This window comes from Amycolatopsis dendrobii (genome assembly GCF_014145675.1).
Classification (GTDB): domain Bacteria; phylum Actinomycetota; class Actinomycetes; order Mycobacteriales; family Pseudonocardiaceae; genus Amycolatopsis; species Amycolatopsis dendrobii.
In genome coordinates this window covers 237,516-252,915 of the sequence record NZ_JACGZW010000008.1, presented here as the reverse complement: position 1 = coordinate 252,915, position 15,400 = coordinate 237,516, and the positions used below count along the sequence as shown (strand labels likewise).

The 15,400-nt window shown below is 70.4% G+C and carries 15 protein-coding genes; 10 read left to right on the top strand and 5 right to left on the bottom strand.

What is annotated here, in order from left to right:
* Positions 1-80: 80 nt before the first annotated feature.
* Positions 81-1,343 carry a PucR family transcriptional regulator gene (locus tag H4281_RS24365; RefSeq protein ID WP_182893245.1) on the bottom strand — a complete coding sequence of 421 codons (1,263 nt, stop codon included), beginning with the start codon at positions 1,341-1,343 and terminating at the stop codon, positions 81-83.
* Between the two features lie 300 nt (positions 1,344-1,643).
* Between H4281_RS24365 and H4281_RS24360 the strand changes: the two genes are divergently transcribed.
* Entirely contained in the window at positions 1,644-2,942 is a 1,299-nt protein-coding gene (locus tag H4281_RS24360) for an NAD(P)/FAD-dependent oxidoreductase (protein ID WP_182893244.1), read from the top strand.
* 42 nt (positions 2,943-2,984) lie between these two features.
* Here H4281_RS24360 and H4281_RS24355 read toward each other — a convergent pair whose 3' ends face one another.
* Positions 2,985-4,484, bottom strand: coding sequence for an FAD-binding protein (locus H4281_RS24355; RefSeq protein WP_182893243.1), 1,500 nt, complete (start codon positions 4,482-4,484; stop codon positions 2,985-2,987).
* Between the two features lie 142 nt (positions 4,485-4,626).
* On the opposite strand from H4281_RS24355, the gene H4281_RS24350 reads away from it, so the two are divergent.
* The 5 genes from H4281_RS24350 to H4281_RS24330 all read left to right on the top strand — a co-directional run bounded on the left by H4281_RS24350 (position 4,627) and on the right by H4281_RS24330 (position 8,915).
* Positions 4,627-5,229 (top strand): TetR/AcrR family transcriptional regulator, encoded by a 603-nt coding sequence (locus tag H4281_RS24350; RefSeq protein WP_182893242.1) that lies wholly within the window; start codon positions 4,627-4,629, stop codon positions 5,227-5,229.
* A 96-nt stretch (positions 5,230-5,325) separates the two neighbouring features.
* The gene (locus tag H4281_RS24345; protein ID WP_182893241.1) at positions 5,326-6,099 is read left to right on the top strand and encodes an SDR family oxidoreductase; all 774 of its coding nucleotides are present in this window, start codon (positions 5,326-5,328) and stop codon (positions 6,097-6,099) included.
* On the top strand, positions 6,099-6,743 hold the full coding sequence (locus H4281_RS24340) for a PaaI family thioesterase (RefSeq protein WP_182893240.1): 645 nt from the start codon (positions 6,099-6,101) through the stop codon (positions 6,741-6,743). The genes H4281_RS24345 and H4281_RS24340 overlap by 1 nt, the downstream gene beginning before the upstream one ends.
* Positions 6,740-7,501: an SDR family NAD(P)-dependent oxidoreductase gene (locus H4281_RS24335; RefSeq protein ID WP_182893239.1), complete on the top strand. Its 762-nt coding sequence runs from the start codon at positions 6,740-6,742 to the stop codon at positions 7,499-7,501. The genes H4281_RS24340 and H4281_RS24335 overlap by 4 nt, the downstream gene beginning before the upstream one ends.
* Before the next feature lie 22 nt (positions 7,502-7,523).
* On the top strand, positions 7,524-8,915 hold the full coding sequence (locus H4281_RS24330; RefSeq protein ID WP_182893238.1) for an amidase: 1,392 nt from the start codon (positions 7,524-7,526) through the stop codon (positions 8,913-8,915).
* Between the two features lie 7 nt (positions 8,916-8,922).
* On the opposite strand, the gene H4281_RS24325 is transcribed toward H4281_RS24330, so the two are convergent.
* Positions 8,923-9,198, bottom strand: a complete 276-nt coding sequence (locus H4281_RS24325) for a hypothetical protein (RefSeq protein WP_182893237.1) — start codon at positions 9,196-9,198, stop codon at positions 8,923-8,925.
* Positions 9,199-9,351: 153 nt separating this feature from the next.
* On the opposite strand from H4281_RS24325, the gene H4281_RS24320 reads away from it, so the two are divergent.
* Positions 9,352-10,584, top strand: coding sequence for an NADH:flavin oxidoreductase (locus H4281_RS24320; RefSeq protein ID WP_182893236.1), 1,233 nt, complete (start codon positions 9,352-9,354; stop codon positions 10,582-10,584).
* A 6-nt stretch (positions 10,585-10,590) separates the two neighbouring features.
* Here H4281_RS24320 and H4281_RS24315 read toward each other — a convergent pair whose 3' ends face one another.
* Positions 10,591-11,631: an NAD(P)-dependent alcohol dehydrogenase gene (locus H4281_RS24315; protein ID WP_182893235.1), complete on the bottom strand. Its 1,041-nt coding sequence runs from the start codon at positions 11,629-11,631 to the stop codon at positions 10,591-10,593.
* Between the two features lie 97 nt (positions 11,632-11,728).
* On the opposite strand from H4281_RS24315, the gene H4281_RS24310 reads away from it, so the two are divergent.
* Complete coding sequence (locus H4281_RS24310) at positions 11,729-12,319, top strand: TetR/AcrR family transcriptional regulator (protein ID WP_182893234.1); 591 nt, start codon at positions 11,729-11,731, stop codon at positions 12,317-12,319.
* 42 nt (positions 12,320-12,361) lie between these two features.
* Here the strand turns inward: H4281_RS24310 and H4281_RS24305 are convergent, their stop codons facing one another.
* Positions 12,362-13,186: an SDR family NAD(P)-dependent oxidoreductase gene (locus H4281_RS24305; RefSeq protein WP_182893233.1), complete on the bottom strand. Its 825-nt coding sequence runs from the start codon at positions 13,184-13,186 to the stop codon at positions 12,362-12,364.
* 69 nt (positions 13,187-13,255) lie between these two features.
* Here H4281_RS24305 and H4281_RS24300 point away from each other — a divergent pair, with 69 nt between their 5' ends.
* Together H4281_RS24300 and H4281_RS24295 are read left to right on the top strand one after the other, a co-directional pair.
* A complete protein-coding gene (locus H4281_RS24300; RefSeq protein ID WP_182893232.1) occupies positions 13,256-14,026 on the top strand; it encodes an SDR family oxidoreductase in 771 nt (256 codons plus the stop codon).
* 13 nt (positions 14,027-14,039) lie between these two features.
* Positions 14,040-15,245: an acetyl-CoA C-acetyltransferase gene (locus tag H4281_RS24295; RefSeq protein ID WP_182893231.1), complete on the top strand. Its 1,206-nt coding sequence runs from the start codon at positions 14,040-14,042 to the stop codon at positions 15,243-15,245.
* Positions 15,246-15,400 lie beyond the last annotated feature (155 nt).

Here is a 15,400-nt window from a genome sequence, read left to right as displayed (position 1 = left end):
AGCAGGCGGAAAATCCGCTTGGGCGGCGCCAACGTCATGCCCAGCAGTCTTGCGGCTGAGGGGTGCGCTTTCCTGGTGGGTCAGGACACCGAGCGCAGCGCGGCGGAAGAGGTCTCCGGAGCCGTCTGGTTGCGGTAGGCGGCGGCCAGGGTGCGCAGTTTCAGTCCCAAGTGGAGGGTGAGCCGGTCTTCGCCTCGGTTCAGGTCGCATTCGGTGATCGCTTCGATGCGTTTGAGCCGGTGGTACAGGGTGGCCCGGTGCACCTTGAGCTCGCCCGCGGTACGGGCGACATCGCCCGCGTTGTCGAGGAACGCTTCCAGCGTCGTGACGAGCCCGCGTTGGCCGTCCTCGCGTTCCAGGACGGCGAGCGCCGGCACCTGCGCGGCGGCGAGCAGATCCTCGGCGGGCATTTTCATCAGGAGCGCGTAGGGCCCCAGTTCGTCCCAGCGGGCGATCGGTCCGACGGAGGGGACGAGCTGTGCCGCGCGCACTGCGAGGAAAGCCTGCCGGTACGACTCGATGATGTCCTCGATCCGGGCGACGGGACCGCCGATGCCCAGCACGAGTTGCCCGTCGTGGTGGGTGAGCTGGTCGAATCGTGCGGTGAGGCGGTCGCAGACGGTCTCCGTCTCGCGCCGCGACAACGGCCGCGGCTGGGCGATCACCAACCAGGCCCGGGACTTGTTCGCGGCGACGAGCGCGGAGCCCTGCGCCCCGCAGTACTGCGCGATCGTGTCCTGTGCGTCCTCGAGCGCCGCCTCCATGGCCACCGTCTGCGGGGATTCGGCTCCCCGGTGCTGCACGCCGAGCACCTGGAAGTGCATGGCCGTCGCGGGGAACAGCTGCTCGGCACGCAGGTCCTCGACCGCCTGCGAACGGATGGCCGGGTCGGTGGCCACCAGCTCCCACAGGATCGCCTCGTGCCGGGCCCGGGTGCGTTCGTGCACGATGAGGTCCCGGTACAGCACGACGCCGGCGCGTTCGGCGGCTTCCCGCGCGCTCTCCTTGTCGTGCTCGGTCAGCGTGGCATCGGGGTCGATGAGCCACAGGTAGCCGAGCAGCAGACCGGCACAGCGGATCGGTACGCACAGCCGCGGCAGCGTCCCTTCGTTCGGCACGGCCACCAGGCCCGGGCTGGTCCACTGCACGATGCCCTTGGCGAGGATCTGCTCGCACAACCGCGGGTCGAGCGAGCGGTTGAGCACCGAGAAGACCCGCGTCGTGTCCTCGTCGCCGAAATGGCGGCTCGCCGCGAGCAGCCGGATCTGCGGGTCGTCGATCGCCACCGACCGCTGCAGCCGCTCGGCGAGGGTGTCCACGACCTCCTGCAGCTCATCAGCCATGAGCGCTTACCTCCGCTGGTACGGGCCAGCGTCCACTGTCTCCCACCACGCCTTCGAGGACAAGCGACACCTGTCGTGCGCGGTGGCGGTCCGGCGCGACAGATGACGCGTGCAGGCTGCGCGGTCAGGTCGGCTGACGCAGGGGACAGGCGGCACCGCGGGTCGACAGTGGTCGCGGTTTCGCGCGCGGAGATGCGGCGAATGCTTGATGCCGCGCGACTGCGCGCCTGCCGACAATGGCCGTGTCATCGTGCGTGCCCGGCGTGGCGCACGGGGTTTCCGTGAGGGGAGTGGGGTTCCATGGCCGCCGATGTCGTGGTGATCGGTTCGGGCGTTGTCGGTGCTTCGGTCGCGCTGGAACTCGGCAGGCGTGGGTGGCGCGTGACGGTCGTCGACAAGGCCGGGGCTCCAGGCCACGGTTCCACGGCCGCTTCGAGTGCGGTGGTGCGGTTCAACTTTTCCACGCTGGCCGGGGTCTCCGCGGCCTGGGAGGCGCATTTCGCTTGGCGGGCGTGGGCGGAGCACCTCGGTTGCGACGTCGGGCAGCCGGCCCGGTTCGAGCGGTGCGGGCTGGCGATGCTGGACGTCCCTGCCGCGCCGCGGTCGGCGTATGTGCCGCTGTTCAAAGAGGCCGGGGTCCCGTTCGAGGAGTGGTCGAGCGCGGAGCTGCGGGAACGGATACCGGGTATCGACGTCGGCAGTTACTGGCCGCCGAAACGCCTTGACGACAACCGGTTCTGGGCGGACGCGGAGTCCGCATTGGGCGCGGTGTACACGCCCGACGCGGGATTCGTGACCGATCCGGCGCTGGCCGCGCAGAACCTGGCCGCCGCCGCGCGGTTCCACGGCGCGCAGTTCCGCTTCCGCACGACCGTGTGCGGCGTCGAGCGGGCCGATGGCCGCGTGAGTGCGGTAGTGCTGGGCGACGGGACCCGGATTCCGTGTGCCGTGGTGGTCAACGCCGCCGGCCCGTGGTCGACGCGCGTCAACGAACTGGCCGGGGTCGGCGCGGATTTCACGGTGTCGTGCCGGCCGTTGCGCCAGGAGGTCGCGCACGTGGCGGCGCCGCCGGGGTATCAATCCGGTGCCGGGGTCGGGATTTCGGTGGCGGACATGGACCTGGGCACGTATCTGCGCGGCGAGCCCGGCGGGGGTCTGCTGGTCGGCGGCACGGAACCGGAGTGCGATCCGCTGCAGTGGGCGGACGACCCGGACGCGGTCGCGACGCACCCGACCATGGCGGTGTTCGAGGCGCAAGTGACCCGCGCAGCCCGGCGGCTGCCCGAGTTGACGGTCCCGAACCGGGCGCGGGGGGTGGTAGGGGTCTACGACGTCGCCGACGACTGGACCCCCATCTACGACCGCACCGGGCTCGACGGGTTCTACGTCGCCATGGGCACCAGCGGCAATCAATTCAAAAACGCCCCGGTCGTCGGCAAGTTCCTCGCCGCGATCATCGAACAGACCGAGAACGGCACGGACCACGACACGCGACCGGCGCAGTACCTCGGCGAACACACCGGGCTGGAGATCGACCTCTCGGCCTTCTCCCGCAAACGCCCTCGCAACACGGAAAGCTCGGGCACGGTGCTCGGTTGACGCGCCTGGCCCGCGGTGGTGCGGTGCTGCGCGGCAATCCGGCTATTTTCCGGCCTGTGCCACCAGATCGTCGACGGCCCGCGCCGCGAAAGCCATCGCCGTGCCCAACGGAATTCCCGGACCCGGGTAGTAGCTTCCGGTCATGGACGCCGCCGAATTGCCGACCGCATAAAGACCTGCCACCGCCGAGCCGTCCTCGCGCAGCACCCGCGCGTCCGGATCGGTCACCAGACCGCCCTTCGTGCCCAGGTCCGACAACACCAGCCGGGCAGCGCGAAACGGCGGGCGATCCACCGGCACCAGCACCGGATTCGCGAAATGCCGCGCGTATTCGTCTTCGCCCCGCCCGAAATCCTCGTCGCGCCCGGCTTCGGCGAACGAGTTGAACCGGGCCGCCGTCTCGGGCAACTCGGGAGCGTCGATCAGTTTCGCCAGTTCCGCGAGCGTGTCCGCCTCCACCCAGGTGCCAGCCGCCAGATGGTCGTCCGGCCGTCCGCCCGGCAACGCGATCGCGGGCAGCCGGCCGCCCTCCCGGCTGTCGAACACGAGGTGCGAGGGAACCCGCCGCGCCGGGTCTGCTGCCATCTCACGGCCCATCTGGTCGTATGGCAGCGACTCGTTCGCATAGCGCCGCCCGTCGCGGTCGACGACGAGACCGCCGCGGAAGCCGAGCGTGAACGACGCGCCGCCGTCCGGCATCGCGATTCCCGGGCACCACCAGCCCTCGTCCATCAGGTCGACGGCCGCGCCGAGTGCGAGCGCCGCCGCCAGGACCTGGCCGCGGTTCGTTTCCGCGGGTGCCATCGACCACGCCGCCGAGCCCGGCACGCCGGACTGTTCCCGCAGGTCCGCGTTCCGCTCGAATCCGCCCGCGCCGATGAGCACGCCGCGGGTCGCCCCGATCCGCCTCGAGCCGGCACCGACGCCGACGACCCGGCCGTCCTCGACCACCAGTTCGTCGACCGGAGTTCCGGTGAACACAGTGCCGTTGCCGGTCGCGTCGAAGGCCAGCAGCAGCCGGCCGATCAGCGCGCGGCCGCCGTCCAGCGGGGCGTCCCGGTGCCCGCGGCCGGCGCGGTCGCGGTCGACCGGCGGACGCACCAGTTCGGCCCGGTCGCCCAGTTCGGAGAGCGGCAGGTCGACCGGCACGAACGAGCGTCCGCCGGGGACCCGGCCCGGCCGGTCGAAGTAGTCCGGGAACGCCCGCCATTCGAACTCGAGCGCCGGATCCGCCTCCAGCGCCGCGACCAGTTCCGGCGCCTTCGCCAGGAACGCCTCCTGCCGCCCGGTCCGGTCCTCGCCGAGCAGCGCGCGCAGGTACTCGCGCGCGGCGGCGGTGGAATCCGCGACGCCGAACCGCTCCTGCACCTGTGTGCCGGGCAGCCAGCAGGCCGCGCCGGAGTAGGCGGAAGTCCCGCCGAGCAGGTCCGCGCCCTCGACCACCGCGGTGCGCAACCCGGCCCGGGCGGCGAGGTACGCGCCGGTCAGCGCGCCCGCGCCGGAGCCGGCCACCACCACGTCGAACTGGTCGTCGAAAGCCATGAGTCCTCCAAGTCGTCGCGACCCGGCGAGCCAACCGCATCGCCGCCGCGCCCGGGCGCGGTCATCCCACTCACCGGTAGCGGCGGCGCCCGGTGGGAGGATCGTGGGAGAGAATGGCCTGATCACGAGCGGAGGAGTCGCGGTGCCGAGAGTCGCCGAGAACCGGGCGCCGGCCACGCCGAGTTCGCCCGCGCAGCAGGAGCGCTACCGGCGCATCCTGCGAGCGGCCGCGGACCACGGTGCCGAGCACGGCCTCGACCGGATCCAGATGCTCGACGTCGCCCGCGACGCCGGCGTCGCCATCGCCACGCTGTACCGGTACTTCCCGTCGAAGACGATCCTGTTCACCGCGCTGCTGCACAGCCAGGTCGAGCAGCTGGACCGCAACAGCGTCCCGGTCGAACCCGGGCAGGAACCGGCCGAGGCGGTCGCACGCGTGCTGGTCGACGCCGCCCGCCGCCTGCTGGAACGGCCGCGGCTCGCGCAGGCGATGCTGCAGTCGAACAACGCGACCGTCGCGGGGGAGTCGCCGAACATGGCCGCGGCGGTCGAGTTCGCCGATCTGATCCTGCGCGTCGCCGGGGTGGCCGAGCCCAGTGACCACGACCGCCGTCTGGTCCGGTTGATCGAGCAGACCTGGTACGGCGTGCTGACTTCGCAGCTCAACGGGCACATCACCGCCGAGGAGGCGGAGGCGGACACGGTGCTGGCGTGCCGGTTGCTGCTGGCCGGACTGGGCCGCTGACCGGCTTCTCCCGGTGACCGGGATCGACCCGCCGTGCGCGCGCGGAGTCCCCGTAGCGTCGCGGCCGTTCCCGGAACCACACTTCAGGAGGCCGTCATGCCGCGCACCGTCGTCGTCACCGGAGCGAGTTCGGGGATCGGGGCGGCGCTCAGCGGTCTCCTCGCCGAACGCGGCGACCAGGTCCTCGGCGTCGACCTCGCGGGCAGCGACGTCGACGCGGACCTCTCGACCCCGCACGGCCGCGCCGCCGCCGCCGAGGAGGTCGGCAAGCGCACCGGGCACGTCGACGCGGTCGTCACCTGCGCCGGAACGTCGAATCCCGGCGAAGCCATGATCACGGTGAACTACTTCGGCAGCACCGAGTTCATCGAGGCCCTGCAGCCGCTGCTCGCGAAGTCCGAGTCGCCGCGGGTCGTCCTGGTCGGCTCGATCTCCGGCACCCAGCCGAACGACCCCGCGGTGGTCGAGGCCTGCCTGCGCGGCGACGAGCAAGCCGCGCTGACCGCTGCCCGCGAGGCGATCGCGGACAATCGCGCGCTGCAGCTCTACCCGTCCTCGAAGTCCGCGATCGCGCAATGGGCGCGCCGGACGTCCGTCTCGGCGGGCTGGGCCGACGCGGGCATCGCGGTCAACGTGGTCGCGCCCGGCGTGGTCCGGACGCCGATGACCGACGAGCTTTTCGCCGACCCGAAGATGAAGGCCGTGATGGACAAAGCGGTCCCGATGCCGCTGCACGGTTACGCGGCCGCGGAGGACGTCGCGCGTGTGCTGGTGTACTTCGCCGACGCCGCGACCACGCACATCACCGGCCAGGTCGTCTACGTCGACGGCGGCGCCGAGGCGACCCTCCGCCCGGCGGCGCACTACTGATGACGACTTACGCCGAAAACGTTCCCTTGTCACCGGTCCCGAATGACGACGGCATCGACGCTGCCGCCGCGGCCGCGCGCCGGGTCGTCAACGCGCTCCTGCACGCTGGTGCGGGCAGCGCCGCACCGATGTCCGACATCGCCCGCGACCTCAACCGGATCGCCGCCCAGCTGGAAGAACACGCGCCGGAGCGCCAGGAGCGGTTCGTCGGAATGTGGGCCGGGCGGCCTCGGCACGATCCTGTCACCGGCCCGGAAAACGCGCTCGCGCCGCCGCTGCGCCTGCACGGCCTGCCGGACGGATCGGTGACCGGCACGGTGACGCTCGGCTTGCCGTATCAGGGCCCGCCCGGCTGCGTGCACGGCGGGATTTCCGCGCTGCTGCTGGATCACGCGCTCGGCGTCGCCAACAGTTGGGGGCCGGGACCGGACGGGATGACCGGCACCCTCAGCGTCCGCTACCACCGGACGACCCCGTTGTTCGAGGAGCTGACCGTGCGTGCGCGGCAGCAATCCAGCGAGGGCCGGCGGATCCACACGACCGGCGAGATTCTCGCCGACGGCCAGGTCTGCGTTTCCGCGGACGGCATTTTCGTGGCGAAACACGTCGCACGACCGGTTGCCCCGGACGAAGGAGGCCGATGAACACGCTCGCGGGCCGGGTGGCCCTGGTGACCGGCGCCGGACAAGGCGTCGGGCAAGGAATCGCGCTGGCGCTGGCGGGGGAGGGGGCGTCGGTCGCCGTCCTCGGGCGTACGCGCGGCAAACTGGACGAGACCTGCCGCCTCCTGCGCGAGCGGGGAGCTTCCGCGGAACCGTTCGAGTGCGATGTCGCGGATACCGCGTCGATTCCCGGCGTCGTCGACGAGGTCGGTTCGCGGTTCGGCCGACTGGACATCCTGGTCAACAACGCATACTCCGGTGCCTTCGGTCCGTTGCTGGAAATGAGCGACAAGGATTTCGCGCGCGGTTTCGAGACCGGCCCGTTCGCGGCTTTCGCCTTCATGAAAGCCGCCCACCCGCATTTGAAGGCGACCGGCGACGGTTCGATCGTCAACCTGGTCACCTCAGCGATGGTGCGCTGGGATCCCACCACCTACGGTGCTTACGCCGCAGCGAAACAAGCCTTGCGCTCGCTGTCGCGCACTGCTGCCGTGGAGTGGGCGCGCGACGGGATCCGGGTCAACGCGATCGCGCCGCACGCGTTGTCGCCCGGGTTGAAATGGTGGACCGAACACAATCCGGAAGAGGCCGCCGAATTCGTCGCGACCATTCCGATGGGCCGGATCGGGGAATGCGAGGAGGACATCGGCCGCGCCGTCGTCGCGCTGGTCGGCTCCGATCTGCGCTACCTGACCGGAGCCACCGTGCCGCTCGACGGCGGCCAAGCCTTCTTCGGCTGAGCTTTTCTGAGGAGACCTCGCTGTGCTTTCTGTCCTCGATACCGCCGCCGCCATCCGCCGCGGCGACCTGTCCGCCCGAGAGGCCGCCGAAGCCGCGATCACCCGCATCGAGCAGGCGAATCCGCGGCTCAACGCCGTCGTCGGCCGCCGTTTCGAAGCCGCCCTGGCCGAAATCGACGCCGGACTGCCGGACGGCCCGCTCACCGGAGTCCCGTTCCTGGTCAAAGATCTCGGCACCGAGGTCGCCGGACTCCCCGCCACCCAGGGCAGTCGCTTGTTCGCCTCTGCTGTATCCACTGTGGACAGCGAACTGATCCGCCGCTACAAACGCGCCGGCCTGGTCATCCTGGGCACCACCAACACTCCCGAATTCGGCCTCAACGCGAGCACCGAACCGCAACTGCACGGCCCGACCCGCAACCCGCACGACCGGTCCCGCTCACCCGGCGGCTCCAGCGGCGGTTCGGCAGCCGCCGTCGCCGCGGGCCTGGTCCCCGCCGCCCACGCGACCGACGGCGGCGGCTCGATCCGCATCCCGTCGGCGATGTGCGGCCTGGTCGGCCTGAAACCGAGCCGCGGCCGCACCACCGGCGCCCCAGACTCCGGCACCCTCGCCGCGCCGGTCTCGGTCGCCCACGCGGTCACCACGACGGTCCGTGACAGCGCAGCCCTGCTGGACGCGATCGCCGGACCGCTCCCGGGCGAAGCCTTCGCCGCCCCGACCCCGTCCGGCACCTTCCTGGACGCGACCCGCCGCGCCCCCGGCCGCCTCCGCATCGGCGTGGCCACGGAGGCCCGGACCGGCGTCGACCCGCATCCCGCTTGCGTGGCTGCCGTGCAGCAGGCCGCGAAACTGTGCGAGGAACTCGGCCACCGCGTCGAGGAAACCGTGGCCCCGTTCGATGTCCCGGACGTCCGCACGACCGGCGGAGTGCTGATGGGCGCGGACCTGGTGGTGATCGTCGAAGACCGGCTGGCCGCACTGGGCCGCGAACTCGAGCCGGGCGACGTCGAGCCGTTCACCGCGCTGCTGCTCGACCACTACCGCGGCTTGACCGCGAACCAGCTCCACCGCGCACTGCGCCGGGCACAGGAGATCGGCTGGGAAGTCGGGCAGGTCTTCACCTCGTATGACGTGCTGCTCACGCCGACCTTGCCGCTCCCGGCCCCGCCGCTGGGCCTGCTGGACACGACCGATCCGGCGTCGATCTACGAGCACGCGGGCGCGTATTCGGCGTGGACCAGCGTTTTCAACGTGACCGGGATGCCTGCGATCTCGCTCCCGCTGGGCCGGGACGACGACGGGCTGCCGCTGGGGGTGCAGTTCGCGGCGGATCTTGGGCAGGAGGGGCTGCTGTTGTCGCTGGCGGCGCAGCTGGAGGAGGCGGCTCCTTGGGCAGGGCAGGGAATGTGACGGTTCCTTAGTAGCGGTAGAGGGACGATCCGCTGCTGAGGAGATTGGCCATGAGCACGATGAACCCGATCAAAGTCAGGATCGCCCACAGCACGACTATGGTGGCCAGGATCAGCGCGTGCCGCCGGATAGCCGCGAGCTGGCCGAGGATCTCGAGGTTGATCCGGTTCGCGTAGTCCGTCGGCCCGTCCGTTTCTGACGCTTCTTTGAGCCGCGCGGCGACTGCTCGGGGACCGGTGAACGCATCGGCGTGATAGCGAGGGCGGGGCTCGGGATCGGCCACGGCTGTTTCTCCTCGGGCGCACGGATAGATGCACCGGAGTCGCCGGGCCCGGCCGGAGCGTTACCGCATCCGCGGGTTCGCCGCCGGTCCCAGGCCTCCCGGTCACCGAGATCGCGAGAGCGGCCCACCCCCTGCCTTTCCTACCGTGACACCGTGACTTCCACGACCCCCACCCCGCCCGATCCGCTTGCCCCCGCGAGGCTCGGGCCGGTGCAGTTGCGCAATCGCGTCGTCAAGGCGGCGACCTACGAGGGCCTCAGCCATCACGGCCGGGTCACCCGGGATCTGGTCGATTTCCACGTCGGGTACGCGAAGGGCGGCGTCGGGATGACGACGGTCGCCTACTGCGCGGTGGCCAAGGAAGGCCGCACCGACCGGCATCAGATCTACTGGGCCGACGAATCCCTCCCCGGGCTGCGCGTGCTCACCGACGCGGTGCACGCCGAGGGCGCGGCGATCTCGGCGCAGATCGGGCACGGCGGGCCGGTCGCGAATCCGAAGGGCAACGGGCTGCCCGCGCTCGCGCCGAGCCGGTACTTCCACAAGACGACGCTCAGTTTCGCGCAGGAAATCGACCACGCCGGCATCGAACGCGTCAAACGCGCCCACGCCGACGCGGCCCTGCGCGCCATCGAGTGCGGCTTCGACGCGATCGAGGTCCACTTAGGACACAACTATCTGATCAGCTCCTTCCTGAGCCCGAAACTCAACCATCGCACCGACGAATACGGCGGTTCGCTGGAAAACCGCGCCCGGCTCGCGCGCGACACGATGCGCGCGGTGCGCGACGCGGTCGGCGACCGGATCGCGGTGATCGTGAAAATGAACATGGACGACGGCGCGCCTGGCGGCTTTTGGCTCGACGAGGCGATCCCGGTGACGCAGTGGCTCGAAGCCGACGGCACTTGCGACGCGCTCGAGATGACCGCCGGTTCGTCGCTGCTCAACCCGATGTACCTCTTCAAGGGGGACGCGCCGGTCCGCGAGTTCGCGGCGGTGATGCCGCAGCCGCTGAAACTGGGCGTGCAGGCGGTGGGGAAGAAATTCATCCGAGAATATCCTTACCGGGACGCGTTTCTCCTCGAGGACGCCCGGCAGATCCGGGCCGCGGTGAAGCTGCCGATGGTGCTGCTCGGCGGGATCACCGACCGCGCGTCGATGGATCTGGCGATGCGGGAAGGATTCCAGTACGTCGCGATGGGCCGGGCGTTGCTGCGCGAGCCGGATCTGGTGAACCGCATCGCGGCCGAGCCGGAGACGCCGTCGTTGTGCATCCACTGCAACAAGTGCATGCCGACGAACTTCACCGGAACCCGGTGCGTGCTGGTGGACCGGACTACGACCCGGGGTGCGGACTGGGGACAGCCCGCGGGCTACGTGGGCTGACCGCGCTCAGCGGTTCTCCGGCAGATCGGACAGGTCCAGCACGAAGCGGTAGCGGACGTCGTTGCGCTCCAAGCGTTCGAGAGCCTCGTTGACGCGGGCGGACGGCAGAAGTTCGATGTCGGCGGTGATCCCGTGCTCGGCGCAGAACTCCAGCATGGCGGCGGTCGCGGGACGGCCGCCGCTGCCCGCGGAGCTGAGTTTCTTGCGTCCGATCAGCAGATCGGTGGCCTGCACGGTGACCGCGCCGAGGTGCCCGACGTGGCTCAGGGTTCCGTCGAGGGCGACCAGGCCCAGATACGGCGAGACGTCGTGCGGGACGGCGATGGTGTCGATGACGACGTCGAACCGGTCCCGGGCGGCGGCCATCTGGCGCTGGTCCGCGGAGACGATCAGGTCGTGGGCGCCGAGCCGCCGGGCGTCGTCGGCTTTCCCGGCCGATCGGCTGACGACCGTGGTGTCGGCCCCGAGCGCGACAGCGAGTTTGACGGCGAGGTGCCCGAGGCCGCCGAGCCCGGCCACGGCGACCCGGGTGCCGGGTCCGGCGCCGAGGGCGCGCAGCGGTTCCCAGACCGTGATTCCCGCGCACAGCAGGGGAGCGGCGGCCGCGGGGTCGAGTCCGGCGGGGAGCGGGTAGGCGAACTCGTCGCGGACGACGTACTCGCGGGAGAACGCTCCGAGCGTGCTGGTTCCGTCGTGGCGGTCGGTGCCGCCGTAGGTCAAGGTCGGGAACTCGTGACAGAAGTTTTCCTGTCCTGCCCGGCACATCGCGCATTCGCCGCACGAATCGACGATGTTCCCGACCGCGACCGGGTCGCCGCTGGCGAATCGGGTGGCCTCGCGCCCGAGATCGGTCACCACGCCGGTGAACTCGTGGCCGGGCACCAAAGGCGCTTCGCCGCTGTGAGTGCGGACGGCGTGGAGATCGGTATGGCAGACGCCGCAGTAGTCCACGCGAACGGCGACGTCGTCGGGCCGCAGTTCCCGGCGTCGCAGGACGGTCTGCCGTAACCCGGCGCCGTCGGCTTGCCAGCCCGGAGTGCTTCTCATGTTCGCCCCTTAGCAAACAGACTGTTCGGTCTATTGCCACGCTAGCCGCCGCCCGCCGATTCGGCAAACAGACTGGTCTGTTGTTATCGTGCCCGGCATGGCCGACAAGCCCCTGACCTCGCGCGGCACCGCCACCAGGCAGCGCATCCTGGACGCGGCGACCCGGGAGTTCGCCGAGCACGGGATCGCCGGGGCGCGAGTCGAGCGCATCGTGGCCGCGGCCCGCACCAACAAGGCGCAGCTCTACGGCTACTTCGGCAACAAGGAAGGGCTGTTCGACGCGGTTTTCTCCGCTTCCCTGGAGCGGATCATGACCGTCGTGCCGATCGACGCCACCGACCTCGCCGACTGGGCCGTCCGCCTCTACGACGAGTACCTCCGCCGGCCCGACCTCATCCGGCTGGCCACCTGGGAACGCCTGGAACGCCGTCCGGCCGGGCACCTCGTCGACGACAGCGACCGCCTCGACGACGCCAAACTGCGTGCCATCGCCGACGCGCAAACCGCGGGCCTCGTCCGGGACGGCGACCCGTTCGACCTGATGGCCATGGTGATCGCGATGTCGATGGCGTGGTCGCCGGTCAGCAACGTCTATGCCGCCAGCGACCAGGAGCCTCCGGAACTGCACGAGCAACGCCGGAACCTGCTCCGCGACAGCGTTCAGCGGGCCGTCGCACCGGGGTCGTGAGTGTTCATGCCGGTGAGAACCGGCATGAACACTCACGACCCCTTACGTCTCCCGCGGAAAGTTCGTGAACCCCTTCCGGTTGGTCCGCAAGTACCACCCCGAGGCCGCGAGCGTCCCGCCGTCCACCGGGATCGTGTGGCCGGTGACGTAAGACGCCGCGTCCGTGGTCAGGAATTCGATCACTTTCGCGTATTCGTCCACGTGCCCGAACCGGCCCAGCGGCACCCACGTTTCGATCGCCGCGGGGTCGTTGTCGCGCAGCATCGCCGCGGCGGGAGTCTGCTCGCTGTCCGCGAGATCCGGCGCGATCGCGTTCACCCGGACGCCATGCCGTCCCACCTCGACGGCCAGGCTCTTCGTGAAAGCGGAAACCCCGGCGTTGTAAGCGGAATACACCGCGTGCCCGGGGATGCCGCGAAACGCTTCCACGGTCGAATTGTTCACGATCACGCCTGAGCCCTGCGAGATCATGCGCGGCAGCACCTGGTGGGTGAGCTTGAAGACGTGCAGCAGGTTCAGTTCATGCAACCGCGCCCATTGTTCCGGTGTGCTGTGCAGGAAATCCCGGGAAGCAGGGCGGAAATCGCCGACATTGTTGACCAGGACGTCGATCCGCCCGTCGCCCAAGCGCAGGGCAGCAGCGGTGACAGCTTCGACCACTTCGTCGGTCACGATGTCGCCGACGACCGTTTCGCACACGCCACCGGCCGCCTCGATCTCGGCGCGCGCGACGGCGGCGGCAGCGGCGTCGATGTCGTTCAGCACAACCAGGTCCCCGCGCGCGGCGAGGCGGCGGCTGGTCGCCCCGCCGATCCCCAGTGCCCCGCCGGTGACGACGCTGACTCGCCGGATTGCTTCCTGTGGCATGGAAAACCTCCTCGTCCTCAACCTAGCATTTGTTTGGTAGGCTGAGCGCTCCCGGCGAGAAGGAGCAGCATGCCTGTCAGCTTCGACCTGACCGATCGCGTCGTCCTCGTCACCGGCGGAGCGCGCGGAGTCGGCGACGGCATCGTGGCGACGTTCCTCGAAGCGGGCGCCGAGGTCGAGATCTGCGGGCGCACGGAACCCGGGAAGCTGCGCGAGGTCGGCGGACGCGCACCTCGGTTCTCGCGGGTCGACGTGCGGGAGGCGGATCAGGTCCGGCAATGGCTGGACGAGATCGGCGAGCGGCACGGGCGGCTCGACGTCGTGGTCAACAACGCGGGCGGCGCGCCGTTCGCGCAGTTCGCCGAGGCGTCGCCGCGGTTTCATCGCAAGATCAACGATCTCAACTTCCTGGCCGCCGCGTACGTGCTCCACGCGGCGCATCCGATCCTGCGCGAGACGCCGGGAGCGTCGGCGGTGAACGTCACGTCGATCTCGGCGCGGCGGCCCAGCCCCGGCACCGCGGTGTACGGCGCGGCGAAGGCGGCGCTGGAAAGCCTCACCACCAGTTTGGCCGTGGAATGGGCGCCGCGGGTGCGGGTCAACGCGGTCAGTTGCGGTTTGGTCGAGACGCCGGGTTCCGAGGACCACTACGGCGATCCGGCGCAGCGCGACGCGGTCGCCCGGACGATCCCGCGCGGGCAGTTCGCGTCGCCGGCCGAGGTCGGCCAAGCCTGTTTGCTGCTCGCGTCGCCGCTCGCGAGCCATGTCAGCGGAGCGGTGCTCAATGTGGACGGAGGCGGCGAATGGCCCGCGTTCCTCCAGCACACCCCGAACGCCTGAGGAGGACCCTGCTGTGCCCGAAGCCGTGATCGTCTCCGCCGCCCGCTCGCCGATCGGGCGGGCGTACAAGGGCTCGCTCAAGGACCTGCGGCCGGACGACCTCGCCGCGCAGACGGTCGAAGCCGCGCTGGCCGCGGTTCCGCAGATCGACCGGATCGACGACCTGATGCTCGGCTGCGCGCAACCGGCCGGCGAACAGGCGTACAACCTCGGCCGGATGGTCGCGCTGCGGCTCGGCCTCGACGCGGTGCCCGGCACGACTGTGCATCGCTATTGCGCGTCCTCGCTGCAGACCACGCGAATGGCGATGCACGCGATCCGCGCCGGCGAGGGCGACGTGTTCGTCTCGGCAGGTGTCGAGTGCGTTTCCCGGTTCTCCCAGGGGAAAGCTGACGGCATGCCGGACACGAAGAACCCGTTGTACGCCGACGCGATGGCGGTGACGGAGAAGCGAGCAGCTGGTGGTCTGCAATGGACAGACCCGCGTAAAGACGGTGCGCTGCCGGACGTTTACATCGCAATGGGCGAGACCGCGGAGAACGTCGCGGACCATTGTGGAGTGTCGCGTGCGGATCAAGACGCCTTCGCGGTGCGCAGCCAGAATCTCGCCGAGGCGGCGGGGGAGTTCTGGCAGAAGGACATCACGCCGGTGACCTTGCCAGACGGCAGCGTGGTGTCCACGGACGACGGTCCGCGCGCGGGAGTGACGCTGGAGAAGGTATCTCAACTGAAGCCGGTGTTCCGTCCAGACGGGACGGTCACCGCGGCGAACTGCTGCCCGCTCAACGACGGGGCTGCCGCGCTGGTGGTGATGAGCGACGTGCGGGCCCGCGAACTGGGCATCCAGCCGCTGGCGAGGATCGTCGCCACCGGGGTGTCGGCGTTGAGCCCGGAGATCATGGGACTGGGCCCGGTCGAGGCGAGCCAGCAGGCGCTGGCGCGGGCCGGACTGGCCGTTGAGGACATCGGCCTGGTCGAGATGAACGAAGCCTTCGCCGCGCAGGTACTGCCGTGCGTCGACCAGTTGGGCCTCGACATCGACCGCGTCAACGTGCACGGCGGGGCGATCGCCCTGGGACACCCGTTCGGATCGACCGGCGCGCGGATGGCGACGACGCTGCTGCACGGCCTCCAGGCGAAAGACGCGGCCTTCGGCCTGGAAACGATGTGCGCGGCGGGCGGACAGGGCATGGCGATGGTGCTGGAACGGCTGGCGTAACGGCCGCACGCGGGACGGTTCGGCGCGCACCGAACCGTCTCGCCGCCAGGATGCGGTCATCGATTCCGTCGTGATCGCCTCGCCGGTGCGCTGCCCCGGCACTCCCGTCGTGCTGCTGTCCAGCGCGAACGCCGACGGGACGACCAATCTGGCGC